Source organism: Bacillus pseudomycoides DSM 12442, from assembly GCF_000161455.1.
GTDB classification, from domain to species: domain Bacteria; phylum Bacillota; class Bacilli; order Bacillales; family Bacillaceae_G; genus Bacillus_A; species Bacillus_A pseudomycoides.
Map to the genome: position 1 here is coordinate 4375745 of NZ_CM000745.1, position 15192 is coordinate 4390936.

Here is a 15192-nt window from a genome sequence, read left to right on the forward strand (position 1 = left end):
TACGAAGGTAGCTTTCTTCTTCGAAAAGGATTTACATCCTTATTTTTCTGTTACAGTTTTTAATTCCTCTAACAACTCTTCTACATAATGCTGTGCACTTTGTGCTGCGATACTACCATCGCCAGTTGCTGTTACAATTTGACGAAGCATTTTTTCGCGAACATCACCAGCTGCGAAAATACCAGGAACTTTCGTTTCCATACGTTCATTTGTTTCAATATAACCATTTTCATTTGTAATGCCAAGCTCAATAAATGGTTTTGATAATGGTAACATTCCGATATAGATAAAAGCACCGTCTGCTTTAAATTCTTGTTCTTCACCAGTGTTAACATCTACAAGTGTTACACTACCTACTTTACCATTCTCTTCGTTAATTTCTTTTACAGTATGATTCCAAATGAAGTCCACTTTCTCATTTTGGAAAGCACGGTCTTGAAGAATTTTCTGTGCGCGAAGAGCATCACGACGGTGAACGATTGTTACTTTTGATGCGAAACGTGTTAAATACACACCTTCCTCAACAGCAGAATCTCCGCCGCCAACAACAACAAGTTCTTTCCCTTTAAAGAAAGCGCCGTCACATACCGCGCAATATGATACACCACGGCCACCAAGTTCTTTTTCACCTGGTACACCGATTTTTTTATACTCTGCACCACTTGCAACGATAATTGCGCGTGTTTTGTATTCTTTTTTACCAGCTACAACTGTTTTGTATTCTTTGCCATCGATGACTTCTTTCACATCACCATATGCATATTCAGCACCGAATTTTTTCGCATGCTCGAACATTTTATTTGATAAATCGGGTCCTAAAATAGATTCATAACCTGGATAGTTTTCTACATCTTCTGTGTTTGCCATTTGTCCGCCTGGAATACCACGTTCAAGCATAAGCGTGCTTAAATTTGCACGAGACGTATACACTGCAGCTGTCATCCCAGCTGGCCCAGCACCAATAATAATGACATCATAAATTTTTTCTTCTGACACACTATTCACTCCTATTCATTCCTACCATAACTTACCCTCATTATACTGTTAGCATCTGTTTTTTCCCAATGATTTGCCTACGCGTGAGTACGCTTTACTACTTGCACATATTTTCTCACAGTTGCCACAGATACATTATATATATTTCCAAGTTCGGCCTGTGTCATTTTATTTCTCTGTTCTCCGCGCACAATATACTCGATTGCCGCAGACCAACCAAACACGTTTGTAAATACCGTCCCAGATGTATATAGGCGTATAAAAGTACAAAACCAGAAATGTAAGCACTCTTCAATCAATTCATCTTCTTTATTTGTATAGTTATATAAGGCATCCGCAATCCGAATACATTGTTCAAACGGTTGTAACTCGCTCGGAATACTCTTATGACTGCTCATTAAAAAGAAGTATTTTGCCAGTTGCGAAACAATTGGCACACGATTTTTCGCCTGCGTCACATCAAAGAAAAAGCCAATCTTCTCAGGTGTTGTTAATTCATTCATTAAATACAGTGCTAACATTTGCTCTTCTAACGTTGTACTTTGCTGGAAAGATTTCCTCAGCTCTTCAAACAAAACATTCTGTCCTTCATCAGCTAAATGCAGGGCATTCCACGGCTCTTTCCCTTTTTTATCAGGGTGTAATTCTACAACAGATTGCCACATCTTTTCCGCTGTCTGTTGATCTTTTATCATATAAGCAGAGTATGCAAACCAATAGTAAAAGCTGACATCTCCTTCATAACCTTGACGCTTTAATAACCTTAACCATTTATATGCCGATGCAAAGTGACCAATTGTCGCGAATGTTGTTCCTAGCTTTAATCGATGCTCAAATGACATTGGATATACGGATTCTAGTTGCTTCGCTAACGCTTCTACTTGCTTATGCTCTCCAATTGAATATAGAAAAATAAGCGTATTACATAACGCATGCATATTACCAGGATTTTTCTCTAAAATCATCTCTGTTAACTTTAATGCTTTATCTACATTTCCTAACTGAAAATGAGCAATTGCTAAATTATTATAACCCGACCAAAATTCCGGATAATCTTTCGTAACAACTTCAAGTGTAGCAATTGCTTCTTCTAATTGTCCGTTGCGAATATAACGGTTCGCTTGTTCCTGCATGACAATTAACTCATCTTCATCTTCAAACTCTTCCGCATCCATTGATTCTTCTTCCATAATTTCAAGCAATTCTAACGTCTCTTCCACAAATTCCTTCTCTGTAGCTATCTCTAAATATTGCTCCGCATACTTCTTCGCCTGCTGAAACAAGCCAAGATATGCGTAATTATTTGCTACAAAATAATAGCACTGTTCAATATTAGAATTCGAACGAATCAGTTTCAAGAAAATTTGATTTGATTCTTGATACTCACCGACTTCCGATAATACCGTAGCTAATTGACATAAAATAAACGGCTCTTTCTCACTTTGTGCCGCTCTTCGAAAATATTTAATCGCATCTTGTAATTTATGATTGCGATAAGACTTCATCCCTTTTTTATAAAAGAAATCAGCTAATTGATTAAAAGAGATAACTTGTCCGTTCTCCTTAAATATTCTTTGATTTTTCCCCATATATCCTCCAGTTTTTTGTTTTCTTCGTTCATACCTTCTTCTATTTATAAGTATAAACGATTCCGTAAAAAACAAAACAGTATATTATAATCAATTATTTCCTTTTTATTCATAAAAAGAGAAGGGAAATGTTACATTTTTAACATTGACTTTCTCCTCTCTGCCATCTCTTCCTTCGTATAAATGATACGCATTGGATTTCCACCTACAAAAGCACCGCTTGGTACATCACGGTGAACAAGCGTACCTGCTGAAACAATAGCACCGTCCCCAATCTTCACACCTGGCAATACAGTGGAATTTGCTCCAATCATCACTTCATTCCCTATGATTACTTCTCCAAGACGATATTCCGTAATTAAATATTCGTGAGCTAAAATCGTTGTATTGTAGCCAATTATTGAATTTGCTCCAACTGTAATCTTTTCTGGAAACATAGTATCAGGCATAGCCATAAGTGCAAATGATGTTTGCTCTCCGACTTTCATCCGTAAAAACGTGCGATACAACCAGTTCTTCACGGATAAAAATGGCGTATAGCGTGCAATTTGAATAACAATAAAATTTTTCATTACCTTAAAGAAGGATACTGTTTTATACACATTCCATAATGAATTTGCTCCTGAAACAGGGTAGCACGTTGTCCGTCGCACTTTGCTCTCTCCCCTTATCTACTATTCAGACAAAATGGATAATAAATCACTCATTCTATCTAGTACATAATCCGGCTTATACGATTCTAAATACTCTCTACCTTTAATCGTCCATGCCACTGCCGCTGTTTTCGTACCTGCGTTTTGTCCGCCTACTATATCATGATGGTTATCACCAACCATTAATGTTTCTTCCGGTTTTGCATCCAATAGTTTCAATGCTTTTTGAATAGGTTCTGGATGTGGTTTCACGTGTTCTACATCATCAATTGTTACAACAACATCAAAGAACTCCTTTAATTTTGAAAGCTTTAAACCCATTTCTACTGTTTGTCTCGCCTTCGTGGTCACAATTCCAATTTTATAACCTTGTTTCTTTAATTCCTGAACGGTTTCATAGACAGTTTCATATTCTTCCACTAGTTCATCATGATGGTCATGATTAAACTGACGATAGCACTGAATCATCTCATCTACCTTGCCCTCATCCATTGAACGAAACGTCTCATGCAAAGATGGACCGATAAATGGCAATATATCTTCGCGCTTATACTGATCTGGATAGTACTTATTTAACGTGTGTAAAAAAGAAGAAATAATAAGTTCATTTGTATTTATTAATGTTCCATCTAAATCAAATAACACTGTATTTATTTTCATATGCTCGATCCTTTCACTGCCTGAATATGAAAGAAGCAGCATCTCATATAAGATGCTACTTTTCTCTAGTTTTCTGAATATCTTTTATCAGCTTGCCCCATTATACGTCTCACAATAATGAAAATGATAGAAATAACAACAAGCCCGATGGACATCACTTGCGCAATGCGAAGCGGTCCTAACATTAAGCTATCCGTACGTAAGCCTTCCACAAAGAAACGTCCAACTGAATACCAAATTAAATACGTAAAGAATAATTCACCACGGCGTAAATTCGCTTTGCGTAATAACAATAATAGAATTACACCTGCAAAATTCCATAATGATTCATATAAGAACGTTGGATGATAATATACACCATCAATATACATTTGATTCACAATAAACTCTGGTAAATGTAAGCCTTCTAAAAACTGTCTTGTTACTTCACCGCCGTGAGCCTCTTGGTTCATAAAGTTCCCCCATCGGCCAATTGCTTGTCCAAGAAGAATACTTGGTGCTGCAATATCAGCCAGCTTCCAGAAGGAAATACCGCGTTTTTTCGCAAAGAAAATCCCCGTAATCACCGCTCCGATTAAACCACCATGAATCGCCAATCCACCTTGACGAATATTAATAATTTGCCTTGGGTCTTGTACATAATATTCCCACTCAAAAATAACATAGTATGCGCGTGCGCAAATAATCGCGATTGGTACCGCAATTAAAACAAGATCGACAAAAGTATCTTTTGGAATACCTAATCGTTCACCCTCGCGCGTAGCTAGCCAAAGTCCAAGCAAAACACCTGTCCCAATAATAATCCCATACCAATAGACTGGGAACGGCCCAAGTTGAATCGCTACACGATCTAGCTGTGGTACAGAACCTAACAGCATATGTATGACCTCTCTCTCCTAATTTATTCTTGATTTCCTAGTTCAATCGCACTCATTAAGCGCTCAGAAAATTGTTGTGCTGCATTGACTCCCATTCGTTTTAATCTGAAGTTCATTGCTGCTACTTCAATAATAACAGCCAAGTTTCGGCCAGGACGAACTGGAAGTGTAATCTTCGTAAGTTCTGTATCTATAATTTTCATTTTCTCTTCATCAAGACCTAGACGATCATAGTTTTTCTTTTGATCCCAAATCTCAAGATTAATCACAAGTGTAATACGCTTGTAGTTTCGCACAGCCCCTGCACCAAATAACGTCATGACGTTAATGATACCTAGACCACGAATTTCTAGTAAATGCTCAATTAAATCTGGCGAGCTTCCTACTAACGTATCTTCATCTTCTTGACGAATTTCTACGCTATCATCCGCAACTAAGCGGTGACCGCGTTTAACAAGTTCAAGTGCTGTTTCACTTTTCCCGACGCCACTTTGACCTGTAATTAAAACACCAACGCCGTAAATATCTACTAATACACCGTGAACGGCAGTTGTTGGTGCTAACTTACCTTCTAAATAATTTGTTAAACGACTTGATAGTCTTGTCGTCGTTTGGGAAGAGCGTAAAAGAGGCACACCAAACTCACGTGATGCTTGCAATAATTCTCCAGGTACATCTTGACTACGCGTTACGATAATACACGGCGTTTCTTCTGTACAAAGAGCTGTCATTCTTTCTTGCTTTTGCTCAGTTGTTAATGTATCAAAAAAAGTAAGCTCCGTTTTTCCAAGAAGCTGTACGCGATCTGCTGGATAATATGTAAAGAATCCTGCCATTTCAATTCCAGGTCGCGATAAATCACTTGTATCAATTGGACGATGAATTCCTTCCTCACCACTTACTAATTCCAATTGAAATTGCTCAATTAAATCTTTTGTCCTTACTTTCGGCATATGTAAACCTCCACTCCGCTGCGGGTTCATTCTCATTTGATGTAAAATTCCATTCTAACCGATATTGTACCATTTTTTTCTGAAAACAAGAAATATGGTTTCTACTAAATAGAAAAAAACATTTCATGAGATTCATGAAATGTTTTTCTTTTTGTCATTTTTCTATTTTTTCTCAGATAATGGCTCGACAATTACTTTATCAATCAGCATATTTAAAATAGAAATACAAATTGCCGCAAGAATTGCTACACCAAATCCTGATATGTTAAAAGCATCACCTAACAAAGAATCTGTCATCTCTAATGTAATTGCATTAATTATAATTAGGAAGAAACCAAATGTTAAAACAGTAATCGGTAACGTAATTAAAATTAATAACGGTTTTACAAATACATTTAAAATCGACAAAATAACGCTCGCGATAATCGCGGTTTGTATGTTTTCTATGTAAAATGCGTCTGGTGCAATTCCCTTTAGAAGACCTGATACAACAATTAATACGACGCTATTCACAAGAAGTGATAGAATCCATCTCATTTTCTTACACATCCTTTTGATATATATACTTAATCATACGCTAATGGATAGCAAACGCCAAGTAACCATAAAAAAAAGCGAGGGAAAACCTTTCTTTTTTTTTGGGAAGAGAGCATCCACCCATGCATAGGAGGTTCGCCCCATGCCATGTGAAAACAGAGGGAGGAAATGAGTAGGAGTCTCCTTTTGGCTTCGTAGCCGTGATTTGTATGCTGAAAATCGAAATGAGTTTATATAACAACTTATTCCAGCCCTTATACTTGTATACCTGTCACGCTAAATCCTCTCCCAAACAAAAACAAGGAGCTAGCCAATTGGCTTAGCTCCCTACCTCAACCTCATTCATCTTCTCTTTCATACGAGCCGTATCACGCTCTAAAATCTCTTTTAAATACTTCCCTGTATAGGAACGCTCTTCTTTTACAACTTGCTCCGGCGTACCTGACGCAATGATTTGACCACCTTTGTCTCCGCCTTCTGGACCAAGGTCAACAATGTAATCTGCTGTCTTAATTACATCTAGGTTATGCTCGATAACAAGCACAGTTTCCCCACTTTCAACAAGGCGCTGTAATACTTCTAGAAGTCGTGCAATATCATGTGCATGTAAGCCGGTTGTCGGCTCATCTAAAATATATAACGTACGACCTGTAGAACGGCGATGTAATTCAGATGCAAGTTTCACACGCTGCGCTTCACCACCCGATAATGTAGTAGCCGGCTGCCCTAATTTCATATAGCCTAGCCCTACATCTACAAGCGTCTGCAACTTCCGTTTAATTTTCGGGATGTTGGCAAAGAATTCTACCCCATCTTCAATCGTCATTCCTAGTACTTCAGAAATGTTCTTATCTTTATATTTCACTTCTAACGTTTCACGATTATAACGTTTTCCATGACATACTTCACATGGAACATATACATCCGGTAAGAAATGCATTTCAATTTTAATAATCCCATCACCGCGGCAAGCCTCACAACGACCACCTTTCACGTTAAAACTAAAACGTCCCTTTTGATACCCACGTACTTTTGCTTCATTCGTTTGCGCAAACACATCACGGATATCATCGAAAACGCCTGTGTATGTTGCTGGATTCGAGCGCGGTGTACGTCCGATTGGTGATTGATCAATATCAATAACTTTATCTAAATGCTCAAGGCCTTTAATTTCCTTATGAGCTCCTGGCTTACTTTTCGCTTTATATAATTTCTGTGCTAACGATTTATATAGAACTTCATTGATCATCGTACTTTTTCCTGATCCAGATACGCCGGTTACTGCTACAAATGTCCCAAGCGGGAATGACATCTTCGCATTTTTTAAGTTATTTTCTTTTGCACCAATAATCTCGACCTTACGCCCATCCCCTTTACGTCTCTCAAGTGGGACCGGAATAAATTTCTTACCGCTTAAATATTGCCCTGTTAATGAATTATCATCATTCATCACTTCATCTGGCGAGCCAGATGACACAACTTGCCCACCATGAATTCCTGCGCCAGGGCCAATATCAAGTAAATAATCAGCCGCCATCATTGTATCTTCATCATGTTCAACAACGATTAGCGTATTTCCTAAATCACGCATTTCCTGTAGTGTACGAATCAAGCGATCATTGTCACGCTGATGTAAACCGATAGAAGGTTCATCAAGAATATACAATACACCAGTTAAACGAGAACCAATTTGCGTTGCAAGACGAATACGCTGTGCTTCTCCACCTGATAATGTTCCTGCTGCACGGCTTAATGTTAAATAATCAAGTCCAACGTTAATTAAGAAACTTACGCGCTCTTTAATTTCACGTAAAATTAAACGAGCAATCTTTTCTTGTTTTTCTGTCAGTTCAATGCCCTCGAAGAAATCATAAACTTCTTGAACAGAGTACTTCGTTACATCCGCAATCGTTTTTCCGCCAACAAAAACAGCTAAGCTTTCTGGCTTCAAGCGGCCGCCCTTACATTTCGGACACGCCTGCTCCGCCATATACTTCTCCATTTGTTCACGAATGTAATCAGAACTTGTTTCACGGTAGCGACGTTCAATATTTGGAATAACTCCTTCAAATAAAATATCACTTTCTTTCACTTGTCCAAAGTCATTCACATAACGGAAATAAACCTTCTCTTCTCCACTTCCGTACAACACTTTATCAAATAACTCTTTCGGTATATCCTTCACAGGCATATCCATATCAATGCCGTAATGATTACACACAGATTGCAGTAATTGCGGATAATATTGCGAACTAGTCGGTTCCCAAGGGGCAATCGCATGCCCATTTAACGATAAATCCCAATTTGGAATTACAAGTTCTAAATCTACCTCTAACTTTGAGCCAAGCCCATCACAAGACGGACACGCACCAAATGGGCTATTGAAAGAGAACATACGAGGTTCTAATTCACCGATCGAAAAACCACAATGCGGGCAAGCATGATGCTCACTAAATAAAAGCTCCTCTTCTCCAATCACATCGATTAATACACGACCTCCACCTAGTTTCAATGCACTTTCAAGAGAATCTGCAAGGCGGCTTGCAACCCCTTCTTTCACAACGATACGGTCAATTACGACTTCAATGGAATGCTTCTTGTTTTTATCTAACGTAATTTCTTCAGACACATCAAGCATTTCTCCATCAACACGAACGCGAACATAACCTTGTTTCTTTATATCCTCTAATACTTTCACGTGTGCACCTTTACGACCTGATACAATCGGTGCTAACACTTGTAATTTCGTGCGCTCTGGATATTCCAAAACACGGTCTACCATTTGTTCTACCGTTTGTGATGTAATTTCAATCCCGTGGTTCGGACAGATTGGTGTCCCAATACGCGCAAATAATAGGCGTAAATAATCATAAATCTCTGTCACCGTTCCGACTGTTGAACGCGGGTTACGACTCGTCGTTTTTTGATCAATTGAAATTGCTGGCGATAACCCTTCAATTGTATCCACATCCGGTTTATCCATTTGCCCTAAAAATTGGCGCGCATACGCGGATAAAGACTCCACGTATCTGCGCTGCCCTTCGGCATAAATCGTATCAAATGCTAATGATGATTTCCCTGAACCAGACAGACCTGTCACAACAACGAGCTGATTTCTCGGAATGGTTACATCAATATTTTTCAAGTTATGTGCCCTCGCACCTTTTACAACGATAAAATCTTTGCTCACTATTTTCACCCTTCCGCTTTTAATTCTAGCAGTAAATCTCTCAGCTCAGCTGCACGCTCGAAGTCTAGTGCCTTTGCCGCTTCCTTCATTTCTGCTTCCATCTTCGCGATTGTTTTTTCTCGTTCTTTCTTCGTCATTTTCTTAGCCGGCCCAGCTTCATACACTTCTGTTTCTTCTGCAGCTGTTGTTGCACGAATCACGTCACGTACTTCTTTTTGAATTGTTTTCGGTGTAATGCCATGTTCCTCGTTGTAAGCTTCTTGCTTTTGACGACGGCGTTTCGTCTCTTCAATTGCAATTCCCATCGATCTCGTTATGCGATCTGCGTACATGATTACATGACCGTGTTCATTACGCGCGGCACGACCAATTGTCTGAATCAATGATCGCTCTGAACGTAGGAACCCTTCTTTGTCCGCATCTAAAATCGCTACGAGTGATACTTCTGGAATATCAAGCCCTTCTCGCAACAAGTTAATACCAATAAGCACATCAAATTTACCAAGGCGAAGATCTCGAATAATTTCAATCCGCTCTAGCGTTTTAATTTCAGAATGTAGGTAGTTTACTTTAATACCAACATCTTTTAAATAATCTGTTAAATCCTCTGACATTTTCTTTGTTAATGTCGTAATCAATACACGCTCATTTTTCGCAATGCGGTCATGGATTTCCCCTAATAAATCATCTATTTGCCCTTCAATTGGTCTTACATCAATTTGCGGATCTAAAAGCCCCGTTGGACGGATAATTTGCTCCACAACTTCCGGTGTAAGCTCTAGTTCATATGGACCCGGTGTTGCTGATACATACACAACTTGATTCGTTTTCTCTTCAAACTCTTCAAACATAAGCGGTCTATTATCCATCGCTGACGGCAAGCGAAATCCATGGTCAACAAGCACTTGTTTACGCGCTTGGTCCCCATTATACATCGCTCTTACTTGTGGCACTGTTACATGCGACTCATCCATAACAATTAGGAAATCTTTAGGGAAATAATCTATTAATGTATATGGTGTTGAACCAGCTGGACGGAGCGTCAAATGACGGGAGTAGTTTTCAATCCCCGAACAAAATCCCATCTCTCGCATCATTTCTAAATCGTAACGAGTTCGCTGCTCAATACGCTGGGCTTCTAACAATTTACCGTTATCATTTAATTCTTTTAAACGTTCTTCTAATTCTTTTTCAATATTTTCAATGGCAACTTTCATTTTTTCTTCACGTGTAACGAAGTGAGATGCCGGAAAGATTGCTACATGTTCACGTTCTGCTAATACTTCACCTGTTAAGGCATTCACTTCACGGATACGATCAATCTCATCGCCAAAAAACTCAATCCGAATACAATGTTCATCAAGCGATGCTGGGAAAATCTCAACTACATCTCCGCGCACTCGAAATGTTCCGCGTTTAAAATCAATATCATTACGACCGTACTGCACATCAACAAGTTCACGAAGCAATTGATTACGGTCCTTTTCCATACCAACGCGTAAAGAAACCACAAGTTCACGGTATTCTTCTGGCGAACCTAAGCCGTAAATACAAGAAACACTTGCTACAATAATGACATCATCTCGTTCAAATAAAGCTGATGTCGCTGAGTGACGTAATTTATCAATCTCATCATTGATTTGTGCATCTTTTTCAATAAACGTATCGGTTTGTGGTACATACGCTTCCGGTTGATAATAATCGTAATAACTCACAAAATACTCAACAGCATTGTTCGGAAAGAAATCTTTGAGTTCACTATACAGTTGTCCTGCTAATGTTTTATTATGAGCCATTACAAGCGTTGGCTTCTTCACTTCTTTAATAACATTCGAAATCGTAAATGTCTTTCCCGTTCCTGTCGCTCCAAGCAACACTTGATGTTTCTTACCATTATTAATCCCCGCTACCAGCTGCTGTATCGCTCTTGGCTGATCACCTTGCGGGGAATATTCTGAGACAATCTCAAATTGATGTTCCAAACAAAACCGACCTCCTCGTAAAAAATCTGTATTCTCATTTTACCACGAATGCCCATGAAAAAACCAAGAAAACGAACAGATATTCGGTAAAGTTTTCGACAATATAAAGTGAAACTTCCATCAGTAGGGGTTTTCTTCATCTCCACTGATGGTTAATAAATCTGTCTTTTACGGGCAGTTGTTCCTCGTTTCTCTCTGAATCTTGAGATGGGAGTCTTACTGCCCACAAATAGCGGGATAAACATAGCAAAAGGAAGGTTTCTTCTTTTTATAAGCCCCTTCCTTTTTTAATCCCATTTATTTTGCCGATATACGTAACAGGTCATATCCATTATGACCTGTTTCTTTCACACAATCATGTAGCGTATACCTTATATCTTCACGAGTATCTTTCATTATCTTTTTACAAGTATCGGAGTAAATTCCTTTATCTTTACCAGCAAATTTATCATAAGAATTATCTACCTTATAGCTGATTTCTCTCCCAACATATTCTAGCGTTTGAAAGATTGGATCTCCTTCATGTGTATAATTCACAATGCATATTTTATCCGCTCTACCTTTTTCAACATTCATGAAGAACTTCTCGAATTTATGTAAATTAGAAATTTTATGTCCTTTTGCAATCACATCATTATTCTCATCAATTTTACCGCCCGATTGTGAACATGCTACTAAGCTTCCAATACAAAATAGAAAACACAATAAGGCAATTCCTTTTCTCATATTAAATCCTCTCCAGCTTGTTTTGGCTTTATACTATCATTCAACACGAGATTAACTAGAAGAACAATATTAATAGGTAGAATTTTCTAAAAAATAAATATTTACAAAAATATTATTTTACTTTAGAATACGAACTACAAAGATTCGACACGATACGACAAAATGGGAATATTTTTCAGAATATTATAACAACTAAGGAGTGAGGGATCTATATGAATCTATTTCGGAAAAAATCCATTTCAGCATTATTAGCACAGGCAGAACAAAAAGGGGCATCTTTAAAGAAAGAACTCGGTGCATTTGATCTCACAATGCTCGGGGTCGGCGCCATTATTGGAACAGGCATTTTCGTTCTTACTGGTGTTGCCGCAGCAGAACACGCAGGACCAGCACTTATTCTATCGTTTATTTTATCCGGTTTAGCCTGTGTATTTGCAGCACTATGTTATTCTGAATTCGCATCAACTGTACCGGTATCTGGTAGTGCATACACTTATAGCTATGCAACATTTGGAGAATTAATCGCCTGGATTTTAGGGTGGGATTTAATTTTAGAATACGGCTTAGCTTCCTCAGCTGTTGCCTCTGGTTGGTCAGGATATTTCCAAGGATTATTAAGTGGATTCGGGATTACATTACCTACCGCTTTAACAAGCGCATATAATCCTGAAGCTGGAACATACGTAGACTTACCGGCAATCTGTATTATCTTTCTAATGACATTGTTGTTAACAAGAGGAGCAAAAAAATCAGCTCGCTTTAATGCGATTATGGTAGCTATCAAACTCTTTGTTGTCTTACTATTTATCGGTGTTGGCGCTTTCTATGTCAAACCTGAAAACTGGACACCATTTATGCCGTTCGGCTTCTCTGGCGTAACAACTGGAGCTGCAACTGTATTCTTTGCTTACATCGGATTTGACGCTGTATCAACAGCTGCTGAAGAAGTAAAAAACCCACAGCGTAACATGCCAATCGGCATTATTGCTTCTTTAACAATCTGTACAATTTTATATATCGTTGTTTCATTAATTTTAACTGGAATTGTGCCTTACGATCAGTTAGGTGTTAAAAACCCTGTTGCATTTGCACTACAATACATCCAACAAGATTGGATCGCAGGTTTCATTTCTTTAGGAGCAATTACTGGAATTACAACTGTATTACTCGTTATGTTATATGGACAAACACGTTTATTTTACGCAATTAGCCGCGATGGCTTACTACCAAAAGTACTTTCTCGCGTGAACAAGAAAACAAAAACACCTGTTATCAATAGTTGGATTACTGCAACTATGGTTGCTTTCTTTGCTGGTTTCATTCCTTTAAACAAACTAGCAGAATTAACAAATATCGGTACACTATTCGCATTCATCGTTGTATCCATTGGGGTAATCATCTTACGCAAAAAACAACCAGAACTACCACGTGCTTTTAAAGTACCATTAGTACCATGGATTCCTGCTTTAGCTGTTCTATTCTGTGGATATCTAGCATTGCAGCTCCCAGCAACAACATGGATTGGCTTTGCAGTATGGCTTGTAATTGGACTTGTTGTCTACTTCAGTTACGGTTACAAAAATAGTACGCTACAAAATGAACAAAAAGAAGACGTTGCATAATGAAAAAGCTGTTGTCCCATTAGGACAGCAGCTTTTTTTCTTTTTTTGGAAAAAACACATATGAAAATGTAATTACCGTATCAACTAAAAATACAATTCCCCAAACTTGACTCACACGGCTGGCTGCCTCATTTAACACAATTCCTTTTTCAAGCCAATTTCCCCACTGTTCAATCGGCACGAATCCATACATAAAGAAAAAGACAATATGAACAACGATAAACAAAACGAGATGTAAACTCCATTCTCCAATCTCCTGCTTTGTGTAAGCCCAGCCTGTTAGCTCTAGTGGTTCTTCTATATGTGTAAGTGGTTCATTCCGCCACCTTGCAACGAGTTTCTGTACACGTATATCTAATTTCTTTAAATCTTTTTTCCCATAAAAGAGTGCATATAGCAATATCACTAATGTAATGATTTGAAAGTTAGAAAACTTACCAGTTTCATAATAATCCATGACACCTAAAGCTAAAATAAAAACTTCATTGAGAAGTAACACAATGCCAGCAATGAAACTAGCTTTCCGTAATCGAAATCCGTAACGAAGTAAAAAGAAACCAATTGCTGATATCCAAAATACAATTTCTGCACCAATTAAGAAATACCAACGATACTCTGCAAGTATACTCATTTTCCGCGCTCCTTCTCATCATATATACGAAAAGCCTCATCCATATACACTAGAAGCTCCTCTTCAATTGGATACATATTCATCTTCTGCGAGTCTTCTTTTGACTTTCGTACTTCCCATAATTTATCTAGAAATGCTTCATCCCCATTTGCCATCTCCAAACACTTAGCCATTAGCTTTTTTATAGTTTCTTGCACGGCATCATGAGATGCATCCTTCTCTTCTTTCATAAAGCTGCGTAACTGTTTTAACACATCTACCCATTCTCGAACATTCTCATCCTCCTCGCTCATATTTGGCAAATTGCGAAGAAGTTTTTGCTCACCCTCTGAAAACACTTGCTTTTGAAATATTTCACGTATACGAGGAGACTGCCTCGAAAGTTGAATAAGTTCGAACATAATTTTCCAATCTAACTCTCCCTCTAACTCAGCCGAATACACAACAGCTTGTAAAATCCGTTCCATCCGATTAAACTTTTTCTGCTCTTCTTGTACAAACTCAAGCTGTTTTTCCAATGATTCTCTTAAGCTAAATTCATCTGTCATTAGTATATTCATAATCTCTTTTAACGAGAAACCCATTTCTTTTAAAAATAAAATTTGTTGCAAACGAATGACGTCCCCTTCACTATATAAACGGTGTCCACCTTCTGTTTTCCCGCTTGGTTTCAACAAATCAATTTGATCATAATAACGAAGTGTTCTTACCGTAACTTCTGTTTCCTTTGTAAGTTCTTGAATCGAGATCATTTCCATCACCCTTTCCTCTTTCA

Annotated in this window: 13 protein-coding genes; 1 reads left to right on the forward strand and 12 read right to left on the reverse strand. The window is 38.2% G+C overall.

All coding sequences use genetic code 11. The annotated features are described in order from the left end of the window. Positions 1–39 precede the first annotated feature (39 nt). The 10 genes from trxB to BPMYX0001_RS22410 form a co-directional block, all read right to left on the reverse strand. Positions 40–996: a thioredoxin-disulfide reductase gene (gene trxB / locus BPMYX0001_RS22365; protein ID WP_006096542.1), complete on the reverse strand. Its 957-nt coding sequence runs from the start codon at positions 994–996 to the stop codon at positions 40–42. Between the two features lie 77 nt (positions 997–1073). Continuing rightward, positions 1074–2585, reverse strand: coding sequence for a tetratricopeptide repeat protein (locus tag BPMYX0001_RS22370; RefSeq protein WP_003201874.1), 1512 nt, complete (start codon positions 2583–2585; stop codon positions 1074–1076). 131 nt (positions 2586–2716) lie between these two features. Beyond that, positions 2717–3238, reverse strand: coding sequence for an acyltransferase (locus tag BPMYX0001_RS22375; RefSeq protein WP_006096543.1), 522 nt, complete (start codon positions 3236–3238; stop codon positions 2717–2719). A gap of 21 nt (positions 3239–3259) precedes the next feature. Further along, positions 3260–3898 (reverse strand): pyrophosphatase PpaX, encoded by a 639-nt coding sequence (gene ppaX / locus BPMYX0001_RS22380; RefSeq protein WP_003201871.1) that lies wholly within the window; start codon positions 3896–3898, stop codon positions 3260–3262. A 65-nt stretch (positions 3899–3963) separates the two neighbouring features. Beyond that, positions 3964–4776, reverse strand: coding sequence for a prolipoprotein diacylglyceryl transferase (lgt, locus tag BPMYX0001_RS22385; protein ID WP_003201869.1), 813 nt, complete (start codon positions 4774–4776; stop codon positions 3964–3966). 23 nt (positions 4777–4799) lie between these two features. Next, entirely contained in the window at positions 4800–5729 is a 930-nt protein-coding gene (gene hprK, locus BPMYX0001_RS22390) for an HPr(Ser) kinase/phosphatase (RefSeq protein WP_016112515.1), read from the reverse strand. Between the two features lie 162 nt (positions 5730–5891). Further along, positions 5892–6266, reverse strand: coding sequence for a phage holin family protein (locus BPMYX0001_RS22395; RefSeq protein ID WP_033799233.1), 375 nt, complete (start codon positions 6264–6266; stop codon positions 5892–5894). A 319-nt stretch (positions 6267–6585) separates the two neighbouring features. Further along, the gene (gene uvrA / locus BPMYX0001_RS22400) at positions 6586–9456 is read right to left on the reverse strand and encodes an excinuclease ABC subunit UvrA (RefSeq protein ID WP_006096545.1); all 2871 of its coding nucleotides are present in this window, start codon (positions 9454–9456) and stop codon (positions 6586–6588) included. Positions 9457–9461: 5 nt separating this feature from the next. Further along, positions 9462–11438, reverse strand: a complete 1977-nt coding sequence (uvrB, locus tag BPMYX0001_RS22405) for an excinuclease ABC subunit B (protein ID WP_006096546.1) — start codon at positions 11436–11438, stop codon at positions 9462–9464. A gap of 297 nt (positions 11439–11735) precedes the next feature. Further along, positions 11736–12164: a DUF4362 domain-containing protein gene (locus tag BPMYX0001_RS22410; protein ID WP_006096547.1), complete on the reverse strand. Its 429-nt coding sequence runs from the start codon at positions 12162–12164 to the stop codon at positions 11736–11738. A gap of 212 nt (positions 12165–12376) precedes the next feature. Here BPMYX0001_RS22410 and bcaP point away from each other — a divergent pair, with 212 nt between their 5' ends. Further along, entirely contained in the window at positions 12377–13786 is a 1410-nt protein-coding gene (bcaP, locus tag BPMYX0001_RS22415) for a branched-chain amino acid transporter BcaP (protein ID WP_006096548.1), read from the forward strand. Between the two features lie 19 nt (positions 13787–13805). Here bcaP and BPMYX0001_RS22420 read toward each other — a convergent pair whose 3' ends face one another. Continuing rightward, on the reverse strand, positions 13806–14417 hold the full coding sequence (locus BPMYX0001_RS22420) for a hypothetical protein (RefSeq protein ID WP_018781291.1): 612 nt from the start codon (positions 14415–14417) through the stop codon (positions 13806–13808). Then, complete coding sequence (locus tag BPMYX0001_RS22425) at positions 14414–15175, reverse strand: MerR family transcriptional regulator (RefSeq protein ID WP_033799234.1); 762 nt, start codon at positions 15173–15175, stop codon at positions 14414–14416. The genes BPMYX0001_RS22420 and BPMYX0001_RS22425 overlap by 4 nt, the downstream gene beginning before the upstream one ends. Positions 15176–15192: the final 17 nt, after the last annotated feature.

Excerpts from the sequence above, each read along its gene's own strand:
- BPMYX0001_RS22410 (WP_006096547.1), bottom strand. The coding sequence starts at position 12,164 with ATGAGAAAAGGAATTGCCTTATTGTGTTTTCTATTTTGTATTGGAAGC.
- ppaX (WP_003201871.1), bottom strand. The coding sequence starts at position 3,898 with ATGAAAATAAATACAGTGTTATTTGATTTAGATGGAACATTAATAAAT.
- BPMYX0001_RS22395 (WP_033799233.1), bottom strand. The coding sequence starts at position 6,266 with ATGAGATGGATTCTATCACTTCTTGTGAATAGCGTCGTATTAATTGTT.
- bcaP (WP_006096548.1), top strand. The coding sequence starts at position 12,377 with ATGAATCTATTTCGGAAAAAATCCATTTCAGCATTATTAGCACAGGCA.
- BPMYX0001_RS22425 (WP_033799234.1), bottom strand. The coding sequence starts at position 15,175 with ATGGAAATGATCTCGATTCAAGAACTTACAAAGGAAACAGAAGTTACG.
- lgt (WP_003201869.1), bottom strand. The coding sequence starts at position 4,776 with ATGCTGTTAGGTTCTGTACCACAGCTAGATCGTGTAGCGATTCAACTT.
- BPMYX0001_RS22370 (WP_003201874.1), bottom strand. The coding sequence starts at position 2,585 with ATGGGGAAAAATCAAAGAATATTTAAGGAGAACGGACAAGTTATCTCT.
- BPMYX0001_RS22420 (WP_018781291.1), bottom strand. The coding sequence starts at position 14,417 with ATGAGTATACTTGCAGAGTATCGTTGGTATTTCTTAATTGGTGCAGAA.
- hprK (WP_016112515.1), bottom strand. The coding sequence starts at position 5,729 with ATGCCGAAAGTAAGGACAAAAGATTTAATTGAGCAATTTCAATTGGAA.